General features: G+C 61.6%; 13 protein-coding genes and 1 pseudogene. 2 read left to right on the top strand and 12 right to left on the bottom strand.

Annotated elements, in window-relative coordinates; translation table 11 throughout:
* Positions 1-60 precede the first annotated feature (60 nt).
* The 3 genes from Q0650_RS02340 to Q0650_RS02330 form a co-directional block, all read right to left on the bottom strand.
* A complete protein-coding gene (locus Q0650_RS02340) occupies positions 61-2,751 on the bottom strand; it encodes a beta-galactosidase (protein ID WP_298815505.1) in 2,691 nt (896 codons plus the stop codon).
* A 217-nt stretch (positions 2,752-2,968) separates the two neighbouring features.
* The gene (locus Q0650_RS02335; RefSeq protein ID WP_298815503.1) at positions 2,969-4,867 is read right to left on the bottom strand and encodes a glycoside hydrolase family 31 protein; all 1,899 of its coding nucleotides are present in this window, start codon (positions 4,865-4,867) and stop codon (positions 2,969-2,971) included.
* A 112-nt stretch (positions 4,868-4,979) separates the two neighbouring features.
* Positions 4,980-6,155, bottom strand: a complete 1,176-nt coding sequence (locus tag Q0650_RS02330) for a CaiB/BaiF CoA-transferase family protein (protein WP_298815501.1) — start codon at positions 6,153-6,155, stop codon at positions 4,980-4,982.
* 152 nt (positions 6,156-6,307) lie between these two features.
* On the opposite strand from Q0650_RS02330, the pseudogene Q0650_RS18825 reads away from it, so the two are divergent.
* Positions 6,308-7,222 (top strand): annotated as a pseudogene (locus Q0650_RS18825) (NAD(P)-dependent oxidoreductase); the annotation flags it as partial.
* 63 nt (positions 7,223-7,285) lie between these two features.
* On the opposite strand, the gene Q0650_RS02315 reads toward Q0650_RS18825, so the two are convergent.
* The 9 genes from Q0650_RS02315 to Q0650_RS02275 form a co-directional block, all read right to left on the bottom strand.
* Complete coding sequence (locus Q0650_RS02315; RefSeq protein ID WP_298815499.1) at positions 7,286-7,645, bottom strand: hypothetical protein; 360 nt, start codon at positions 7,643-7,645, stop codon at positions 7,286-7,288.
* A 175-nt stretch (positions 7,646-7,820) separates the two neighbouring features.
* The gene (locus Q0650_RS02310; RefSeq protein ID WP_298815497.1) at positions 7,821-8,339 is read right to left on the bottom strand and encodes an N-acetyltransferase; all 519 of its coding nucleotides are present in this window, start codon (positions 8,337-8,339) and stop codon (positions 7,821-7,823) included.
* Positions 8,340-8,432: 93 nt separating this feature from the next.
* Entirely contained in the window at positions 8,433-9,824 is a 1,392-nt protein-coding gene (gene argH, locus Q0650_RS02305; RefSeq protein ID WP_298815495.1) for an argininosuccinate lyase, read from the bottom strand.
* Positions 9,825-9,842: 18 nt separating this feature from the next.
* Positions 9,843-10,583 carry a hypothetical protein gene (locus Q0650_RS02300; RefSeq protein WP_298815493.1) on the bottom strand — a complete coding sequence of 247 codons (741 nt, stop codon included), beginning with the start codon at positions 10,581-10,583 and terminating at the stop codon, positions 9,843-9,845.
* 29 nt (positions 10,584-10,612) lie between these two features.
* Positions 10,613-11,830, bottom strand: a complete 1,218-nt coding sequence (argJ, locus tag Q0650_RS02295; protein WP_298815491.1) for a bifunctional glutamate N-acetyltransferase/amino-acid acetyltransferase ArgJ — start codon at positions 11,828-11,830, stop codon at positions 10,613-10,615.
* Between the two features lie 4 nt (positions 11,831-11,834).
* Positions 11,835-12,533 carry a histidine phosphatase family protein gene (locus Q0650_RS02290; protein ID WP_298815490.1) on the bottom strand — a complete coding sequence of 233 codons (699 nt, stop codon included), beginning with the start codon at positions 12,531-12,533 and terminating at the stop codon, positions 11,835-11,837.
* 447 nt (positions 12,534-12,980) lie between these two features.
* Entirely contained in the window at positions 12,981-14,090 is a 1,110-nt protein-coding gene (locus Q0650_RS02285; protein ID WP_298815488.1) for a Xaa-Pro peptidase family protein, read from the bottom strand.
* Positions 14,091-14,156: 66 nt separating this feature from the next.
* On the bottom strand, positions 14,157-15,131 hold the full coding sequence (locus Q0650_RS02280; protein WP_298815486.1) for a 2-dehydropantoate 2-reductase: 975 nt from the start codon (positions 15,129-15,131) through the stop codon (positions 14,157-14,159).
* 15 nt (positions 15,132-15,146) lie between these two features.
* Positions 15,147-15,896, bottom strand: a complete 750-nt coding sequence (locus tag Q0650_RS02275; RefSeq protein ID WP_298815484.1) for a zinc-ribbon domain-containing protein — start codon at positions 15,894-15,896, stop codon at positions 15,147-15,149.
* A 506-nt stretch (positions 15,897-16,402) separates the two neighbouring features.
* Between Q0650_RS02275 and Q0650_RS02270 the strand changes: the two genes are divergently transcribed.
* Positions 16,403-18,918, top strand: a 2,516-nt coding sequence (locus Q0650_RS02270; RefSeq protein ID WP_298815482.1) for an AAA family ATPase, incomplete at its 3' end; no start/stop codon positions are given.

Here is an 18,918-nt window from a genome sequence, read left to right as displayed (position 1 = left end):
ATTCCGTGCCGGGAATTGTGGCAGACCGGCACGGAAGTCAGCCTCTGCGCATGTTTCCACTTAAGCGTATATTAGCTCAATTGCGCCGCCTCGACTCTGCTCGACGAAGAGCAGTAATTCGTTGTGCGTAGCCAACCACGAGATCGGGAGTTTGTACGCTTCTTGTGGCCCAATCTGCCAGAATCGTCCGCAGTTTTGCCCATTGAGCCATATCTGACCTTTATCGAAGACGCCAGGCCGCAGCGCCAGACGCCGGAGGGTTGCCGGCAATTCATTCCGGGTAAACACGGCTTGCACGAAGGCCGGGCCGGTCGGCGGCGCCGGCTGGTCGCTCACCGTCACGCCAGCGCGGAAGCTCCAGTTTGCCGGCAGCGGTCGGTCGGCAGGATAGCTGATCAGCGTGGCGCGCCAGGGCGCTCCGGCATAGTTGAGGATTTGCAGCGCTAGCGTGTTGGTTCCCGGTTGCAGCAGATCGGTGATGTCGGCTGCGATCAGGCCACCGCTGCGATGGCGGCTAAACCGCTCAACGGCAACACCATTCACAAAGAAAGCGCCTGAATTGCGGTCGCCGGTGATGTGAACGCGATAGCGACGCCCGGCCTCTACCTCAATCGGTCGGATCAACCAGACCATCGGTCCCGTCCAGGCAAACCGGCCCAGATGAACGTTGTCAGCATCAGGACGAGCGGCCCACGGCTTGACGTTAGCGACCGCTTCACCGGCGAATTGCACCTCTTGCCAGTAGGCTGACCATCCCGCCGAGATGTCGATCTGACTACCGTCGAGAAAGAGTGGCGCGAGTAAGCCTTTGTGTTCACCCAGCTTGAGACCGTAGTTGAAACGACCAAGATTATCGACCAGCAAGCGCAAATCGTGCGAGCCGGCGCTCAGGCTGATCGGCAACGTGTAGCGTGGGCCGTTGGGCGTGGCGCCTAGCACGCCTACGAATTCACCATCGAGCAGGGCCAGCGCGCGGTCGTTGAGTTCAGGCGCAATCAGGTTTGTCGTTAGCGGCACAGCAAGTTCAAACTCGGCTCGATACCATCCATAACCGTACAGGCATCCGAGTTGTTCGAGTGGAGCAGGGGCGGCAATCGGTTGCCAATCGGTAGTGGCAGTTGCTTCGACGACGGCGAAAGAGCGCGCCGGCAGGATCTGCCGATGCGTCGGCGCGGCTGGTGGCAGCGGCTGACTGCCATAGCGTTCGGCCAGCGTTTCGGGCAGCAACTCGATCAAGAGGGCGTGATCTTCCCAGGCAATCTCGATCCGGCGACCTTCAGCAGTGAGCCAGTAGTCGATGCTCAACCCATCCTCGCGCCACTGCACGCGCGCCGTTAAGCCAGCATCATCGGCGTGAATGCCTGCCGGGGGAGTGGGGAGACGCAGTTTTAACGTGCCTTGCTCGCCTTCACGACCATAGATGACCAGCGTGCCCTGGTCAGGCCAATAGCCGAGGATGCGGCCAGTATGGGCGGCAATGACGATTCCGCTTTCGCCCAGCGGGAGATTGGCAAAGATTGGGCGGATGGAAGCCGGCTCAACTTCGACGCTCAGATGATCGCCTGCGGGTAAGAAGACCTCGTAAGTAGTTGCTTCAAGGCCAGGATTGGCGAGGAAGGTGGCGCAGAAGTCACGCCATGCCGGCGGAGCGGTTGGGCCGGCGCGTGCGGTGCGGTACGGCTGCGCGCCGCCCTCGCTCCGGCCAGCAATTGGGGCCGGTGAAATCACCGTGATCCCGCCGGGAACGGCATCGGCCAGCACTGCCGATAGTTCGGCGCCGAAGCAGCTCAGGAAAAGATGGTGACGCCGGGCCACAAACGCTTTCGCGGTCAGTTGGCCATACTCGTCAACCGGCGCATCATAGTCATAACTCGTTGTCATGTGGATCAGGTCGCCGCCAACGGTGCGCCCGCCCCAGTACCCGAAATTGGTTCCGCCGGCCCACATCCAATGACTGAAACCGGCGCAGCCGACGGCGGTCAGTTGATGCAACGTCAGATCGAGCTTCGCTGCGGTCTTGCGTGTCTGTCGATGACCACCCCAGTTGTCAAACCAGCCGCTCCACAGTTCCGAAACGATCATCGGATTATCAGGCCAGAGCTGACGAGTCTGGACGAGCTTCTCGGCGATCCCGCTCCAGCCATTGCGAAATTCCGGGTAGCCAGGAGTAGCACCCATACAGGTGTACTGGGGCACCTCGATCCCGCGCTCATAGGCCGCGCGGGCCAGGGTTAATTGATGTTCGTCAGCGCCATATACGCCCGATGCCCAATGCTCATTCTCGATCTGGCAGAGAATGATCGGCCCGCCGCGGGTGTACTGACGAGGCGCGAGAATTGGCATCAATGTATCGAACCAGCGCAGCACCGCTTCCATAAAAGTGGGATCATCGGTACGAAGGCGCACATTGCCGTTGGCCGTCAACCATGCCGGCAGACCGCCATTTTCCCACTCAGCGCAGATGTAGGGTCCTGGACGAACGATTGCCTTCAGGCCGAGTTCCTGACAGAGATCGAGAAATGCGCCGAGATCGGCTTCATCGCTAAAATCGAATACGCCTGGTTGCAGTTCGTGCCGGTTCCACGGGATGACCGTATCAATCGTGTTCAGACCGGCCCAGCGTGCCTGTTCAAGCAGTGGCCGCCACTCGGCGCGCGGCCAGCGAAAGTAGTGAATACACCCGGAAAGCAGATAGAATGGCCGCCCATCAAGCTCGATACCGTTGCGGCCAACTGTTACTCTGCCACTCATAATGAAACCTCGCTCATCAAACGTTGCTTGCGGCGCGCTGTCATCATGACACAGGCCGGCGCAACTGTCGAATGCAAAGTTGTGACAAAAAACGCAATATCCCTGCCGTTCAATGACCGTTGACACAGCAAAGCACAGGGGCACAGCAAGGTTGCTGCGCCCCATATGCTCTGCTGCCAACAGCTTTCCCAGTGAGTCATGAGACGCTAGAAACGCTCTACCCGTCCTGTCGCTCAAACAACGGCATCTGGTCGAGTGGCGCCGGCACATCGGTTAACACCGCCGGCCCTTGATGGAGTGCGCCGCGCCAGTAGTCGCGCCAGACTCCTGCCGGCAGATAGACATCGCGCTGACGCTGACCGGGTCGCATAACAGGCGCTACCAGGTAGCGAGCGCCGAGCAGAAACTGGTCATCACAGCGCAGCGCCTTTTCATCCTCTGGCGCATGCCAGAAGAGCGGACGCACCAGCGGAGTGCCATCGCGCAGATTTTCTTCAATCAATTCGGCCAGATACGGAGCGAGGCCGGTGTGCAGGTGAGCGTACTGACGGCAAATTGCATCGACTTCCGGCCCGTACTGCCACGGATGCACGCTGAACTGCATCGTGGGAAGCAATGCGCTCAGTTGTGTCCAGCGTACCATCAGCTCACCATCGGGGACCTCACTCTGGTAGGCGTTGCCACCGATCATATCAGGCAACACGAACGGATAACCGCAGATGCTCAGGGTAAGCGCCTGCGTCAACACACTGTGCAGCCCGTTATCGATCCCCCAACGGCTCCACTTATCCCACTCGCGGAAGAGAATGCCGCGGCGCTGACTGCGCCAGCCGGTGCGAACTTCGGTATACGCAAAATGGTCGGCGACAAACTCGGTGTAGCGGTCGGCGTAACGTCGGCGCGGCTCGCGCGCGTAGCAGATCGCGTCAGGTGGGATAAAGTTCGCTTCACCGGCATCGAATTTAAAGCCGTCTACGCCGGTTTCAGCCTGAAGCGCGCGCAGCTCGCTCAGCCACCAGGCTACCGCTTCTGGATTCGTCAGATCGAGTACGCCACCGTAGCCTTGCCACCAGCGCACCAGGTAGGGCGAGCCGTCGGCAGGGTGGCGGACCAGGTAGCCGCGACGCGCGGCAACGGAAAACGCCGGATCAGTCGGATCGAAAAAGATCGGTGTCCAGAGAGTAACTTTGAAACCGGCGGCGTGCAGTTCATCGACCATTGCGCGCGGATCGGGAAATTTTCGCTGATCGAAGACGTAGGCGCCATAGCTGCGCTGCCAGCGATCATCAATTTCCATGACCGAGTAGGGATAGCCGCGGGACACGATCTGAGCGGCGAAGTCAGTTACGTCGCGCTGGGTGACGTGCATCTTGTAATGCGCCCAGGTCGTCCAGATCGGGCGAGCGAAGAGATCGCCTGGCGGCGCTGCGGTAGGTCGTCCGAGCAGAGGCAAGGCCGCGTAGAATGCAGCCGGCGCATGCGCAGCCAAAATAACGTGACTGGTGAGACTGGGGCCGGGCGCGGCGTAACGCTCGTCGAAGCCGAGGTTTGGCGGCGGCGGCGCCTCGCGAGACGTAATCTGTAACAACCCATCGCCGGCCCGATCGATGGTGACGGCCAGCTCCCCATCGCCTTCTTCGAGCAACAGCGCAGCTCCGGCGGCGTTCAGCCAGAAGGGTGTGGCGATATTGAGCGTTCCATCGCGGCCATGATCGATCGGCTCGAATGGGTCAGAGATGACCGGCGCGGCATCAAGCGGCCAGTGCTGAAAGATCCGCTCACCCATCCCATACCAGGGTCGTCCGGGATCGAGCTGCCATTCGACACGCACTGCGTGCAGATGCGGCGGGCCAGACCACGACAGACGAAAACCGGTCGGTGTCGCTTCCAGCTCAAGGCGAAGCGTGATTTCGGGACGAGTGGTCGTGAAGTGAATGCGAGCGTGGCGTTCGGTAATGTCTGCATTGGCGACGCCGGTAATGGGGAAGTCAGTGCCATACGCATGAGCCACTGCGCCAAGACTCTGGAGCACTACACGCCCTTCGTGGGCAAATATCATTCGTCCGGTGCCATCGAACGACACCGTGCCGGCTGGACTATGGAGTTCGTGTCGCATTACCGTTGCTCCGTCTGGTTACCTCAGGCCTGCACTGCCTGCAAGTAGCGGCATTGTAGCACGAAAGCGTCCGGTCTCCTTTATCGTAGTCGGTGTTTCGCCTGACATCCGGTCACACTGCCCCGGCTGAACGCAAAGCGTTAATATCTTCAAGGGTGTAGCCCAGCTCTTGCAACACCGCTTCGGTGTCGGCGCCCAGTGCCGGTGGCGCGGAGCGAATAGACGCCGGCGTAGCGCTGAATTTTGGCGCCGGGCCAACGACGCGCACTCCATCGATAGTCTGCACCATTGCGCGCGCCTGCGCTTGAGGGCTATGCAATGCCGTTGGAATATCGTTCACCGGGCCGCACGGCACCTCGGCGGCGCGCAGTCGCTCGATCCAGACTGCCGTCGGTTCGTGAGCGATGATAGCAGCGATCAGCGGTATCAGCAGCTCCCGGTGTTTGACCCGGGCCGGGTTGGTTGCAAATCGCTCATCAGCAGGCCAATCGGGCCGACCAAGAACGGCACACAGGCGAGCGAATTGGCGATCATTGCCGACTGCGATCATAATCCAGCCATCAGCGGTGGCAAAAGGTTGATACGGCACGATAGTAGAGTGGCTGTTGCCGTACCGTTTGGGTGGGTTGCCGGAAACCAGATAGGCCGAGGCGACATTCGCCAGCCAGCTAAGCTGAACATCGAAGAGCGCCAGGTCGATATACTGCCCTTCTCCGCTCTGCGAACGGTAATGCAACGCTGCCAGAATGCTGGTCGCGGCATACAGACCGGTCGTGATGTCGGCCACGGCTACCCCTGTCTTGAGCGGTTGACCGTCTGGTTCGCCAGTGATACTCATCAAACCGCCTTCGGCCTGAATCACCGTGTCATAACCGGCCCGCGCTGCGTCGGGGCCATACTGACCGTAGCCGGTGATGCTGCAATAGATCAGGCCGGGATTGGACAATCGCAACTCTTCGTAGCCGAGACCGAGCCGGGTCATCGTGCCGGGCAAGAAGTTTTCGATCAGGACATCGGCCTGCCGGGCTAGTTTGCGCGCGATAGCCTGACCAGCAGGGTGTTTGAGGTTGAGGGTAACACTCTGCTTGTTGCGATTGACGGCAATGAAATAGGCACTCAAACCATTTTCGGCAAACGGTGGTCCCCACTGCCGGGTCTCATCGCCGCTGCCGGGTTGCTCAATCTTGATCACTCGCGCCCCTAAATCGGCCAGCACCATAGTGGCATAAGGGCCGGCCAGAACCCGGCTAAAGTCGAGAACGAGGAGATCGGATAGCGCAGCGGGCATAGGACATCCTTTCTGATGTTTTTTGCGAGCGGGATTTTTTCTGCTCAGAGCGCAGGGTGAAGCACGCCTCACGTTCTGTACTCATAGTTGTCCGGCGCAGCCGGCAGGTATGATACCATTCTGACACGCCGCACACAGCGCATAGCAATGAGGAGTGTACCATGGCCGAACGGATTGGTTTTATTGGATTGGGAATCATGGGGCGAGGGATGGCCGCCAACATTCTGCGCGCCGGTTTCCCGCTGACCGTCTGGAACCGCACACCGGGGCGGGCCGATGAGCTAGTTGCCGCCGGAGCGCAGCTTGCTTCGTCACCGGCTGATCTGGCAGCTCGCAGCGATATTGTGATCAGTTGTGTCAGCGACACCCCCGATGTTGAGGCAGTGTTGTTTGGACCGCAAGGCGCTATTGAAGGCGCGCGCGCTGGCATGTTGATGATCGATATGAGCACAATCAGCCCGCAGGGCGCGCAACAATGTGCCTCCCGGCTGAGCGAGCGCGGGATCGGCTTTCTCGATGCGCCAGTTAGTGGTGGTAGTGAAGGGGCAGCGCGCGGAACGCTCAGCATTATGGTTGGCGGCCCATCCGAACTGGTCGAGCGGGCCATGCCGGTCTTCCAGGCGATGGGCAAAACCATCACCCACGTCGGCGGGCACGGCGCCGGACAGACGGTGAAGCTGGTCAATCAGATTCTGGTCGTCGGCACGATGCTGGCGATCAGCGAGGCGCTGGTCTTTGCTCAGGCCAGTGGGGTTGATCTGGAAAAGACACTGGCCGCGGTGAGTGGCGGCGCGGCAGGAAGCTGGATGCTCTCGAACCGGGGACCGCAAGTGATCAGGCGCGACTGGCGACCCGGCTTCACCATCGATCTTCAGCAGAAAGACCTGCGATTGGTGCTGGCTGCTGCCGATGCCGTCGGCGCGCCGATGCTGGCAACATCAACTGTCTTTCACCTCTACCGAACGCTCCAGGCCGCCGGTCTGGGGCATGAAGGCAATCACGCCTTGATCAAGGCGCTCGAACGGCTGGCCGGAATTGAGGTTGGCCAGCCGCAAAACAACAGTTAATCAGAACAAGACCGAGTCCACATCAGGCAGCATTTGTGGACTCGGTCGCCTGCCATAATGCCGTCACTTAATGCGCAACCGCTCGCCAGTGCGCTGTTCCCACAGCCAGACCAGCAGGTAGAGAGCGCACACCCCGGCCATTGTCAGGTTGGCAAAGACCGCAGCATTGATCACCAGGCCAGTCTGGTTGATAATCCGAACCAGGTTGGCAGCCGGCGCGATAACACCGAGCAGTCCGACCAGCGCAGCCAGCAACTCGAAACGGCGCGGCGCGCGGCTGCGTTCAATGGCGACCCCCAACCCGCCCAGCGCCAACCCAAACAGCGCCGGAATCGCTGACGTAACGGCGCCAGTTGAAAAAACGCCGCCGATACCGAGCACAAGCAGCAACATAGCAGCAGCTATCGCGCTATTCATCAGCATAGAAATGCTCCTGCATTGCAAGATTGTCACTCAATGATACGGAGCAATTGTCGCATTGGATCTCAGCAAGCGATAGAGTTATTCGGCGCTGCTTACCAGGGAGGATACTCCAGTGACAGAGTGAAGATCACCAGAGCAAAGAACCGCCCGTGAGAGCGGCTCTCCCGATTAACCATTACACTTGCCGGATCATCGCCACCTCGTCGCACCGATCCTGCTTGAAACAGGTCGCGCAGTCTTGCCAGATTTTGTGCGGCAAACGCAATTTCGGCACCTCGCGGAAACCGAGTGAGCTGAAAAAACCAACCTGCAAGGTCAGCGTAAAGAGCGTCGGAATACCCAATTCGCGCGCTTCGGTAAAGAGTGGTTCAACCAGGCGACGGCCAATACCGCGCCCCTGAAACGAGGGATGAACGGCAACGCTAACCACTTCGGCCAGATCGGCCCAGGTGATGTGCAAAGCTGCGCACCCAATCACTTCACCATCGACCTCGGCGACGTTGAAGTTGCGCACCCGATTGTAGAGCTGATCGAGCGTTTTGGGCAGCATGTCGCCGCGCGCGGCGTAATAGTTGATGATCTCGTAAAGGCGCGGCACATCGCCAACTCGCGCGCGTCGAATGGTCACGGCGACGTCAGGCCGAATGTGCAATACCGGCAGGCTGACCGGTGGTGTGTATAACGGGCTGGTCATAGTTGTGTTTGATTCCTGTGATCAACTCAAAACGGTTACATTCCCCAAGGTGACTGCGCAAAAACCTGCGTTTATGCGCCGTGGTATCGACGCTCACGCTTCATCAATCTCTTGCAACAATTCACGCCAGCGGCTACACTGCTCGCGCACTCGTTGCGGCGCCGTGCCGCCATAACTCGCCTTCTGCGCCACGCTGCGCGCCATGTTGAAGATTTCGTACACACTGGCATCAAGCGCCGGCTCAACCGCCTGATACTCGCTCAACGGCAGATGGCGCAAACTTACCCCCAGCGCCAGCGCGCGCTGCACCAGTTGCCCGACTTTGCCATGCGCAACGCGGAAAGGGACGCCGCGCCGCACCAACTCATCGGCAAGGTCGGTAGCCAGCATCGCATCATCGAGCGCTGCCGCCATCCGTTCAGGACGCGCCTTCATCGTTGCAATTGCCGCCGCCGCTACCTGCAAACCCAGATCGAGCGTATCGAAACTGTCAAAGAGCGGCTCTTTGTCTTCCTGCATATCCTTGTTGTACGTGAGCGGCAACCCCTTCAAGACGGTCAACAGCGCAACCAGATTACCGAGCAGCCGACCACTCTTGCCGCGCAACAGTTCCATACTATCAGGGTTTTTCTTCTGCGGCATCAGACTTGAGCCGGTACTGTAGGCGTCAGCCAGTTCCACAAAGCCAAATTCAGCGCTGGCGTAGAGAATAACATCTTCAGCCAGCCGACTGAGATGAACGCCGATCAAGGCGCAGGCAAAGAGAATTTCAGCTACGAAGTCGCGATCGCTCACCGCATCGAGTGAATTGGCCGCCAGTTCATCAAATTCATCGAGCAATTCGGTAAGTCGTTCACGTTCGACCCCCAGCGAGTTGCCGGCCAACGCTCCCGCGCCCAACGGCAAGACCCGCATGCGGGTGATTGCGTCGCGCAACCGGCTGCGGTCGCGGGCAAACATTTCGACATAAGCCAGACACCAGTGGCCGAAGGTGATCGGTTGAGCGCGTTGCAGATGGGTATAGCCCGGCATGAGGGTATCGGTATGTCGTTCAGCCTGGGCCAGCAGCGCCAGTTGCACATCACGCAGGCGACGGTCGAGCTGGCGGGCAATACCGATGGTGTACAGGCGCATATCGGTGGCAACCTGATCATTGCGCGAGCGACCGGTATGTAATTTGAGCGCAGCATCGCCGATCAGTTCACGCAGACGCCGCTCGACAGCGGTATGGATGTCTTCATCGCCCTCGGTGGCCACAAAGGTGCCGTTCGCAAATTCAGCGCGCACCAGTTCCAACCCACGCACCAGGTCGGCGCGCTCAACCTCGCTGATCAAACCGGCCTGGGCCAGCGCGCCGGCCCACGCAATACTGCCGGCAATATCGACCTCGGCCAGTCGCGCATCGAAACGAAACGAGTCGTTGAAACGGCGCATCTCAGCCGCCGTAGGCTCGCTAAACCGTCCACCCCAGAGCCGGTGTTCCATCTCCTCTACTCCTCCCCATCACAACGGCGTCGTGGCAATCGTTTGATGGTGTTCAATCGTCAGGCTACAGCGCGCGAGTAGTTGCCAGTATTGACTAACCAGCGCGCCGGCCAGGCGGGCAATATCAGCGAGATGATGAGCGCCAAGCAGGTCCGTCGCCAGTTGTGGCCAGTCGCGCGGTTGCAAGGGAAAAGCAAAACTCTCTTCAAGACCGGCGAAGCCGCGTTGCGTCGGCCAACGCCGGTTAATCAGGCAGAGCGCCGTATGCATCTCGGTGAGCAAGACCGGAACCAGCAACAGCGCATCGCGATCACTCAGACGAGCTGCGGCTGCGCGCAGTTCACCGTAACAGGCAAAGACCAGGTCTGGCAGGTGAGCCAGGATGCGGCGATGAAAATCCTGTTCGGCGACGGCGGAAGCTTCGGCCAGCCATCGATTGACCTGCTCGGGCTGGCCAATCAGCGGTTGTAGCGTTGCCAGCCAGTGCAACCACTGCGGCCAGCGCAGATCGGGAGCGCGCAACACCGACTCGAGTTCGGCGCGCGCGATGGAATGTACCGTTACTACTACATCCTGCATCAGGAAACTGCGCCGCGTTCGGGTAACTGTATTGGCCACTACCACCAGCAACTCAAGCGGCTCAAAGTCGGTTAATGGCGCAGAAGGCGCCAGCATCCCGGCCACAACAACATCCGTCCTCGTCGTGGCGAGACGCTGACACAGTTCACGCGCAATCTGCTGGCGCGCAGTGGAATCCATCGCCCTCCCTCACCTGCAAGAAGTCGAACTCATGTCCGGTATTCAGCGTTAATCCGCACGTAATCGTAGCTAAAATCGCATGTCCAGACCGTGGCCTGACCGTCGCCGAGACCAAGATCGGCGTCGATGGTGATTTCGGGCACATCGAGCAACTGATGAGCGGCCTGCTCGTCGAACGGTAGTGGCAAACCGTTCTCGAGCACGCGCATACCGCCAAAGTGCAACACAACCCGATTGGGATCGACCGTTGCGCCAGAGTACCCGATTGCGCAGAGCACCCGGCCCCAATTCGGATCGGCTCCGAACAACGCCGTCTTCACCAGCGGCGAACGGGCAATGGTCATTGCGGCCAGGCGGGCATCAGCATTGCTCATCGCGCCGCGCACCGTAATGGTCACAAAGCGGGTTGCGCCCTCGCCATCGCGCACGATAGCATGCGCAAGATGCTGGCAGACTGCGATCAGCCCGGCGCGAAACGCCGCGCCGGCGGGCGAATCGAGATCGACAATCGGCGGCGCGCCGCTCGCGCCATTGGCCATCACCAGCAGCGTATCATTGGTGCTGGTATCGCCATCGATGCTGATACTGTTGAAACTGACCTCGAGCGCCTGCCGCATCGCTGCATCGAGCACATCGCGCGGCACAGCGGCATCGGTCGTTACCACTGCCAGCATCGTTGCCATGTTGGGATGAATCATCCCCGCGCCTTTGGCCATTCCACCGATAGTAATCGCGCTTCCATCGGGTAGCGCAACCTTCACTGCGCAATGTTTCGGGCGCGTATCGGTGGTCATAATTGCCCGGGCAGCGGCAATACCGCAATCAGGGCTAAGCCGCGTTGCCGCTTCAGCGATACCGCGCGTAATCTTCGCAACCGGCATCGGCACGCCAATCGTGCCGGTAGACATCACAAAGACGCTCCTGGGTGGTAGATCGAGCGCCGCTTCGACCGCCTGAGCCATTGCTACCACCGCAGCATCGCCATCGCTACCGGTGCAGGCATTGGCATTGCCGGCATTGATCACCACTGCCCGCAGTTCAGCAACCGACGCCATCAACGCCATATCGTACAGCACCGGCGCAGCTTTAACCGCGTTGGTTGTAAAGACTGCTACGGCGGTGGCCGGTCGATCACTCACGACCAGCGCCAGATCGTCGCGATTGGCATACTTGATCCCGCATGCGGCGACCGCGGCACTCCACCCACGTGGACTGGTGACGTGTCCATCGGCGAGAAGGCTGAGCATAGCACTACTCCTCCGTCGGCACCGGCACGGCGGGATGGGTGTCTTCCCAGCGTACCGACTCAATGGCGCCGATCCCTTGCAAATGAGCGATGTCATTATACGCATTCAAGCGCCAGAGGCGTTGATGCCGCCGCTCAACCAGCTCCCACCAGGTGATACTGGTATTGCGAGTATGAAAATCGATTGGCGGCACGACCAGACTCGGCATACGGAAGAAGTGGATGAATGAACAATCGATCACGCCACCGTGACAGACAATCACAATCGTCTTTCCGGCGTGCTCGGTGGTAATGCGCGTCAGAGCGCGACTCACCCGCAGCGTAAAGTCGCCCCAACTCTCGCCACCGGGCGCGATTGGACGCAGCGGATAACGATCAAAATCGGGCGTCCCAAAGCGCGCCCAGGCCTCCTGATTCGACATTCCATCAGCTTCGCCAACGCGCAACTCCTGCACCTCGTCATCGAAGATGATCGGCAATCCCAGCGCTGGCTGAATGATCTCAGCCGTCTGCCACGCGCGCGGCAGGGTCGATGAGATGAAGACATCGGCTTTAATCTCGCCACTCGTTGCCAGGCGATCGCGCAGCCGTTCGGCCTGAGCGATCCCGCGCGGAGTCAAACCGGCATCGCCACGCATACCGGCGACAATCGGCTGAACATTCGCAACCGATTCGCCGTGACGGATCAGATAGAGATGTGTCATACGTCCTCGACTGGTTATATGCGAATAGCATAGAAGAGGCCAGCCTGCGCGCTGGCAGTGCTGGCCTGAGAACGGTTCCTCCTGAAGGGCAGGCACGGCTAGCCAGATCGCGCAATCGACTGGCAACAGCAACGACGGCGGCGACGATGCCTGACCGGAGAGTTGCGGTGATTGCGGATCTGAGCAATGCTATTCATCGGACTGATCGCTTCCTTGCCTGCAACGTATCGCGCAAGCAGTATATCACAGCCGGGGCAAGCGCGCAACGCGCAGCATAGAGACGCAGTAGCGTTGCGCTTACGCCTTCGCTCCTGTAATCGCAAGTCAGAGCGCAGTGGATGCAACGCTATCCCTTTGCTCTGGCGGAAGGCGCTTGCTATGGCGCAACGCGCAGCGCTGTCGCGTCTCTGCCCTCGACAGTACCCACTCTCACAGGGAAGTGACCTCTTACACCACGATCAATTCGCGCGGGAAACTGGTCAGCGTCCGGCTACCGTCGGCAGTGATAACCACATCATCCTCGATGCGCACCCCCAGGCGGCCCGACAAATAGATGCCCGGCTCGACCGTAAAGACTGTCCCCGGCGCGAGCGGTGTATCGCTGCCGGCGACGATATTGGGCAGTTCATGCGTTTCGGTGCCCAGGCCATGACCGGTGCGGTGAACGAAGGCAGCGCCGTACCCCGCCGCTTCGATCACGGCGCGAGCAGCGGCGTCAATCGCCGCGCCGGTCACGCCGGGACGAGCGGCAGCGCGGCCAGCTTCATTGGCGGCCAGCACAATCTCGTAGATACGGCGCGCTTCAGCGTCTGGTTCACCGATAGCAATCGTGCGGGTAATGTCCGAGTGGTAACCGCGGTAGATGGCGCCACAGTCGATAATGACCAGATCGCCGGCTTGCAGCAAACGTTCGCTATTTTCATGGTGGGGATTGGCTGCGTTAGGACCACTTGCCACGATGTTGGCGAAGCTCTCGCCATCGGCCCCGGCAGCGAAGATCGCATCGCTCAACATCCGCGAGAGCGCTCGTTCACTCATTCCAGGACGAACCTGATCCAGCGCAACGCGCAGCGCTTGCTCGATAATTGCTACCGCCCGTTCCATCAGATCCAGCTCGGCGGTGTCTTTAACCATGCGCAGCTCACTCAACAGCGGATCAACGTCGGCGGTACGCAGACCGGGGGCAACCGCTTCGAGCGCGCGCAGCTCTAGCAACCGCATCGCCGCAGGCTCAACTGCCAGCGGTTTGTCCGGCGTTCCCGCGCCAAACGCCGCTTCCATACCGGCAGCCAGCGCCGCCGAGGGGCCGGTATCGTCGCTCCAGGTAACGTAACGCATCGGGAAGGGGGCGGAAGCGCGCACGCGCTCGAGTTCGAGTTGCGGCAACACCATAACCGGCGTGGCGCCATTCGCCGGCACGAGCAGCAACGTCAGCCGCTTGCCCGGATGAAAACGCAACCCGGTGAGATAGGCCAGGTTGGTTGCCGGCATGAGCGCTGCGCCCACCCAACCCGCCTCAGCAAGTCGATTGACCAATCGCTGAAGTCGCTCTGACATCACACCTTACCCCTGAATGTCCTGACTCATTCGCCAACAGCTCGCTCAAACCAGCTTCCTGCGCTGTCAATCTATCATCGCAGCATTCCATCGCAACTGCCCGCGCGCCGCCAGCTCTTGCGGCAGCAGGATAGCGTACAGCATCTCATTCACCGGAACCGACACACCGGCTTCGCGCGCCAGTCGCACCAGCGCGCCATTCTGGTTCTGCAACTCAGATGGTCGTCCGGCAACAATATCGCGTTGCAACGAAGCAGTGCCTTCGTAGGGCATACTATCGATAAAAGCCATCATATTCGCCGCCGCCTCTTCAGGCATCGCAATGCCACGCGCGCGCGCCACCGCCACCACTTCTTCCAGGCAGCGCTGAACCAGCGGACGAGTTTCGGGCAGCGAGCGCCAGACGCCAATCGGAGCGCGGGTCGCAGCGCCAAAACCGCTCCAGGCGCACACCAGCATAAACTTCTGCCAGAGGGCAACGTGAATGTCCGCCGGAATATTGCCCTGAATGCCAGCGCTCTCCAACACGGCTTTGATTCGCTGCAAGCGCGGCGTTTTGCGATTGTCAAGCTCGCCAAAATCAATCGAAGTTGGATGGACTCCCGCGTGAACGATCACTCCCGGCGCTTCACGGTAGGCGATAATCCGACAGAGACCGGCCAGCGTGTGTTCAGCTCCCAACGTCTCGGCCAGCTCGCTCGGCGCATCGACGCCGTTGAGCAACGGCAATACCGCCGTCTCGGCGCCGATCAGCGGGCGCATCGCCGCTGCGACTTCGCGCACCTGCCAGCCCTTCACGGCCACCAGTACCAGATCGACCGGCCCGACTTCCGCCGGATCGTCTGTCGCGCGCGCGTCAGGCAACGTAAAATCGCCGGCAATGCTGCGCACCTGCAAGCCACGCTGTCGCATCGCAGCAAGATGGTCACCGCGAGCGATAAAAAAGACCTCGTGCCCGGCCTGGGCCAGGCGACCGCCGAAGTAGCCACCAACTCCACCCACGCCAACAATCGCAATTCGCATCGGTGTCATGGTTGTCATACGATTCACGCTCTATTACTGCAATTCAACCACCAGCGCGAGCGTCCCTAACCGCAGTTCTTCGCCGTGCCGCACCGGTTGGGGTTGGCGCGGCGGCAACTTCCGCCCATTCAGAAAACTCCCGTTGGTGCTATCCAGGTCTTCATAATAGACAGCGCCCTGCTGAATGAAAAAGCGTCCGTGACGGCGGCCAACGCCGCGTTCGAGACCGCCATGCGCAGTCAAATCAATCTCCGGGTAGAAGTTGCTCACCGGATCGGCGCGCCCGATGAGCGCCTGCATCGCGGCGGGCAGCGGCAATGTTGCGCCGGTTGGCAGCCGCAACCGAACCCCGGCCAGAGTCTGGCGGACTGGCCCGACCGACGACGCGGGTGGCGTTACGGCGGGTCGCGGTGGCGCTGGAGGCGCCACCGGCGGCGCAGCAGGTTGTGGCGGCGTGATCATCGTGGCCGGCTGTGGCGGAGGATAGACCGGTTGCGGCGGCGCGCCGGGGAAAGGCAGATCGGGCGCCGGCGCCGCCGCGCTCGCTGGCGGGCGAAACAACGGCGCGCCACAACTGTCACAAAAAGCTTCACCCGGTATCACCCCGGCGCCACACTGTGGGCAACTCGTAACGCCGGCGCTTACCGTCCCGCTGACCGGCGGCGATGGCGCTACCGGCGCAGACGCAGGCCGGGCCGGAACCGGTATCAATTGGGCGCCGCACTGATCGCAAAAGCGGGCGCTATCGGGATTGGAAACACCACATTGCGGGCAGAATGGCATGGCTGTTCTTCCTCTGATCTCTGCTTGAGATAGTGTTTGTGTGGTTTGACTGAAGCTCTGCCGCCAAAGTTGCAGCGCTGAAGGTATGCCATTCCCATAGTCGATACGTCAACTATAGCACAAGATTGGCGCGCGCGATCAATCCACACAGCCCGCGTTTGTTCAGCCCGCGCCGCTAGGCTTTGCTTCCAAACCCCGGCGCCCACACCAGCAATTGTGGCCATTCCCTCAACGCCTGCTGCGTCTAGTGGTTGACGAAGCGCATGAGCAGCGGCTACAATTGAATGCACTGATGAGCGAGTGGCGAGCAACCTATGCCCTATGATCGCGCGCCAACAGAACACCGACACTCTGCCAGGTCGCCTGAGACATTGCCGGAAGCGTTGCGTGTGCTGGCAATGTTACCTGCTCTCCCCAGCTCCTGAGCAGCCGACGCACTCCCTGTTCCGCTGCGTTTCTGCTATACTTTATCATTAAGACATCGATCTAAATATCCTGCGCCGACCATGAAACGCGCATTGATCATCGGCGTCAACCACGCCTCCAACGAATCACACCTCGCCCCCCTGCGCAGCGCCGAAAGCGACGCGCGCAGGCTGGCGGCAGCGCTCGAAGAGCCGGCCTGCGGCTTTGAAGTGACCCTATTGCTCGGCGAGCAAGCGACTGCCACCGCTGCGCGCGACACCATCGTGGAATGGATTAGTCAGGTCGAAACCAAACCGCTCGACCTGCTGATCGCCTTCTGCGGCCACGGCCTGCCGGTGCAATGCGACGATGGCAGCAACGAAACGTTCCTGGTCACTGCGGATTTTCGCCAGGCGCACGCGGCCCGCGATCGGCACCGCTTCCTCTCGCTGCGCTGGCTCTACGAACAAGTGTACGCGGCGCGCGCGCCGCGCAGCGCGCTGCTCATGCTCGATTGCTGCTACGCTGGCGACATCGCGACCGTGCCGGGCGAACGCCACGTGATCGACCTGTTCGCTGTAATTGAACAGTACCGGCAAAGAGATCGCGCGCCGGTCTTCACCGATCGCTACCGCGCCATTCTCGCCGCCACCAGTCCCGGCCAGCCGGCGCGCGAGACGGAGAGCGGCGGTTGGATGACCAGCCTTATGCTGCCCTGGCTGCGCGGCGAGCAGATGACCGATACCGGCGAGCTGACGGGTGAAGCGCTCGGCGAAGCCATCAAGTCTGCAGACGCTCCACACGGGCAACGCCCCTACATCCTTACCGAGGGCAATGCCCGCCTGGTGCTGGCCGATTACCGCGCGCGCCGGGAAGAACGGCGTCAGGCAGAACAGCGCCGGGCCGAAGCGCAGCGCCTGCTGAACCAGTGGTATTCGCCGGACACGGCCAGCCGGATCACTGAGCTGACCCGGGAGTTTGTCGGACGCGAGGATGAGCTGGCAGACCTCGATCGGCATCTGGGCGCTTTGCGCGCGCGCGGCGGCGGCTATCTGCGGGTGACCGGGGTGGCCGGGCAGGGCAAGAGCAGCCTGCTCGCGGCCTGGATCAAACGCCAACAACAGGACGACCGCCTGCCGGTGCCAGCTTACTTCATCCGCTTCCGACCCGGCGCCGACGAACAGGTCGCGCTGCTCGGGCACCTGATGGCCGAACTGCTGCGCCTGCATCGGCGCGAGGCGGATGCGACCATCTACCTGTCTGAATCCGCCAATCTGATCGCTGCGCGCAACAGCTTTGCGACCCTGCTCGAACAGCTCAGCGCGGAGAAGCCGGTAACTCTGGTGATTGACGGCCTCGACCAGTTGCCGATCGATGCCCGTCTCGGCGAGCGCGACCTCAGCTTCCTGCCCGAACGGCTGCCCACTGGCGCCGTCATCATCGTCAGCGCCCGCCCCGACGACACCCTGGCGCCGCTGCAGGTGTGCGCGCCGCCGGTCGAGTACCGGCTGCCGCCGCTCAGTCTGGCCGATTTTGCTCGCCTGCTCGAACGGCGCGGCGCGCGACTGAGCGCAGACGAGCAGGCGCGCCTGCACAAGGCGCTGCACGGCAATGCCTTCGACCTGAGTTTCCTGACCCAGGAGTTGCGCAACCAGCCGGACACGGCCCAAACCGAGGATCTCATCCGGCGGGTGCTGGACAATCCAATCGACATCTTCACGCCGACCTTCGAGCGGCTCATGGATGCCGACCGTCAGCGCTGGACGAATGTCATCCGACCGATGCTAGGGGTGTTGCTGGTCGCGCAAGCGCCGTTGAGCGCGGCGGCGTTGCGCGCCGCGCTCGGTATCCTCCCCGAAGAGGTGGAAAAGGCCGCGCGCTTGCTGGGCGGGTTGTTGGGCGAACGCGACTGGCGCGGACGACCGCGCTACTATCTGCTCCACCTCAAGGTGATCGACTACCTGCGCGCGCAGCTCTTTCCCACCGACGACGATCGCCGCGCGTTCCACGCGCGCCTGGCGCAGTGGTGCGACGACCCGACGCCGGCCCGTCTCTGGGAGGCTGTCGAGGATCCGGTTGAGGCCGAGCGGCGTCGCTACGGGCAGGAACACCTGATCACCCACCTGGCCGCCGCGCGCGATTACGAGCGCCTGTGGGACGTGCTCGACGCCGATGCATTCGGCGCGGCGCAGCGGCAGGCCGACCCCGGCTTGCGTCAGGCGACGCGCGACCTCGATCGAGCGCGCGCTGCGGTGATTGAGGCTGCCGGCGGAGAACGCGCCGCCCTGATGCGGAGCCTGCCCCGCCTGTGGCGGTACAGCCTGCTGCGCGTCTCGCTGAGCAGCCAGACCGATCGCTGGCCGGACGAGATGTTCACGGCGCTGGTGGCGATGGGGCGCGTGGGCGAAGCGCGCGACCGCGCCGAGCTGCTGAGCGACCCGCAGCGACGCGCGGAGATGCTGATAGCGATTGGCGCTGCCGCGCGGCAGCGGGGCGCAGGCGCGGCTGTGGCCGACATCTTCCACCGCGCCCGCGCCGCCGCCGAGGCGATTGCGGATGCGGAGCAGCGCGCCAAGGCCCTGGGGGAGCTGGCCGCCGCCCTCGCTGAGGCCGGGGA

The sequence above is a fragment of the uncultured Chloroflexus sp. genome (assembly GCF_937129525.1).
GTDB lineage: Bacteria > Chloroflexota > Chloroflexia > Chloroflexales > Chloroflexaceae > Chloroflexus.
This window is presented reverse-complemented; position numbering and strand designations above follow the sequence as displayed.

What these genes read in the sequence shown, in the direction of transcription:
- Q0650_RS02280 (WP_298815486.1), bottom strand. Translation starts at nt 15,131, where the DNA reads ATGACAACCATGACACCGATGCGAATTGCGATTGTTGGCGTGGGTGGA.
- Q0650_RS02335 (WP_298815503.1), bottom strand. Translation starts at nt 4,867, where the DNA reads ATGCGACACGAACTCCATAGTCCAGCCGGCACGGTGTCGTTCGATGGC.
- Q0650_RS02300 (WP_298815493.1), bottom strand. Translation starts at nt 10,583, where the DNA reads ATGGATTCCACTGCGCGCCAGCAGATTGCGCGTGAACTGTGTCAGCGT.
- argJ (WP_298815491.1), bottom strand. Translation starts at nt 11,830, where the DNA reads ATGCTCAGCCTTCTCGCCGATGGACACGTCACCAGTCCACGTGGGTGG.
- Q0650_RS02275 (WP_298815484.1), bottom strand. Translation starts at nt 15,896, where the DNA reads ATGCCATTCTGCCCGCAATGTGGTGTTTCCAATCCCGATAGCGCCCGC.
- Q0650_RS02315 (WP_298815499.1), bottom strand. Translation starts at nt 7,645, where the DNA reads ATGCTGATGAATAGCGCGATAGCTGCTGCTATGTTGCTGCTTGTGCTC.
- Q0650_RS02290 (WP_298815490.1), bottom strand. Translation starts at nt 12,533, where the DNA reads ATGACACATCTCTATCTGATCCGTCACGGCGAATCGGTTGCGAATGTT.
- Q0650_RS02285 (WP_298815488.1), bottom strand. Translation starts at nt 14,090, where the DNA reads ATGTCAGAGCGACTTCAGCGATTGGTCAATCGACTTGCTGAGGCGGGT.
- Q0650_RS02310 (WP_298815497.1), bottom strand. Translation starts at nt 8,339, where the DNA reads ATGACCAGCCCGTTATACACACCACCGGTCAGCCTGCCGGTATTGCAC.
- Q0650_RS02330 (WP_298815501.1), bottom strand. Translation starts at nt 6,155, where the DNA reads ATGCCCGCTGCGCTATCCGATCTCCTCGTTCTCGACTTTAGCCGGGTT.
- Q0650_RS02340 (WP_298815505.1), bottom strand. Translation starts at nt 2,751, where the DNA reads ATGAGTGGCAGAGTAACAGTTGGCCGCAACGGTATCGAGCTTGATGGG.
- argH (WP_298815495.1), bottom strand. Translation starts at nt 9,824, where the DNA reads ATGGAACACCGGCTCTGGGGTGGACGGTTTAGCGAGCCTACGGCGGCT.